The sequence below is a fragment of the Gilvimarinus gilvus genome (genome assembly GCF_030518155.1).
Classification (GTDB): Bacteria; Pseudomonadota; Gammaproteobacteria; order Pseudomonadales; family Cellvibrionaceae; genus Gilvimarinus; species Gilvimarinus gilvus.
The window spans coordinates 1-1,209 of record NZ_JAULRU010000305.1 but is presented as its reverse complement, the minus strand read 5'-3'; the positions used below and the strand labels follow the sequence as shown (position 1 = coordinate 1,209).

The 1,209-nt window shown below is 46.4% G+C and carries 1 protein-coding gene; it reads left to right on the top strand.

From position 1 onward, the window contains the following. Positions 1-51: 51 nt before the first annotated feature. Positions 52-1,209 (top strand): phosphopantetheine-binding protein (locus tag QWI17_RS04965; RefSeq protein ID WP_302721402.1); only part of this gene is annotated, 1,158 nt, incomplete at its 3' end.

Here is a 1,209-nt window from a genome sequence, read left to right as displayed (position 1 = left end):
TTTATTGAGAATCCATTTTATGATTCATCGGATCCTTCCAGCAGTCAACGGTTGTATAAGACCGGGGATCTAGTTCGATGGAGAGAGGATGGTAATCTCGAGTACTTAGGAAGAATTGACCATCAGGTAAAGATTCGAGGGTTTCGTATTGAGCTTGGTGAAATTGAGTCGACTTTAACCACCCTGGCTGGTGTTAAGGACGCCGTGGTTGTGGCACAGGGAAATGAGTCAGATAAGATTCTAGTGGCGTATGTGGTCCGCTCACACAAATTACTCAATTCGGAGTTTAAGCCGGTTCAGTTCGATGTGCTGGTGTCTGATATAAAGCAGGCGCTGGAATTGAGTTTACCGTCGTATATGGTGCCTTCTGTATTCGTTGAGCTTGAGAGCTTGCCGCTAACGTCAAATGGTAAGGTTGATCGGGGGGCACTACCGGCGGCGGATGTGTCGTCTATGCAAGTTGGTTATGAAGCCCCTCGCACACAGGTGGAGTCAATGTTGTGCTCGATCTGGGCGCAGGTGTTAGGGGTGGAGCGTGTTGGTATACACGACAACTTTTTTGCTCTCGGGGGGCACTCGCTATTAGTGATGCGAGTGGTCAGTGAAATTCAGAAGCTATCAATGAGTGTTTCTGTCAAAGATGTCTTGTCAAACCCCACAATCTGTGAGCTAACCAAATGCCTGGTGACGGAAGAAGATGAGTTTGTCGTTCCTAAAAATAAAATCGAGGTAGGGATTGCAATCACACCAGAACAGCTTCCGTTGATTGAGCTGAATCAAAGTGACGTCAACAGAATTACTGATTTGGCGCCTGGAGGCAGCGACAACATACAAGACATTTATGCACTGGGGCCCCTGCAACAAGGTATTCTGTATCATCATATTATGGATGAAAGCTCTGATCCGTATATATTGCCGACTTTGATCAAAGTTAATAGCGATGGCGAGTTAGAGCAGCTGTTAGATGCATTACGAGTAATTATCTCGAGGCATGATGTGTTGCGTACCGGTATATTCTGGCGGGAGATGAGTTGTCCGGCTCAAGTCGTATTTCGAGAAGCTGACCTTTTAGTGAAGTGGTTGGAGGTTCCGGTTGACCAGTCTATAGAAACTTTCTTCGGTGAGTTATGTGATCCTGAAGTTCATCAGATGGATCTGGAACGTGCGGGTTTGCTGCAGGTTCAGTTGGCTCAAAATACGAAAGATGGT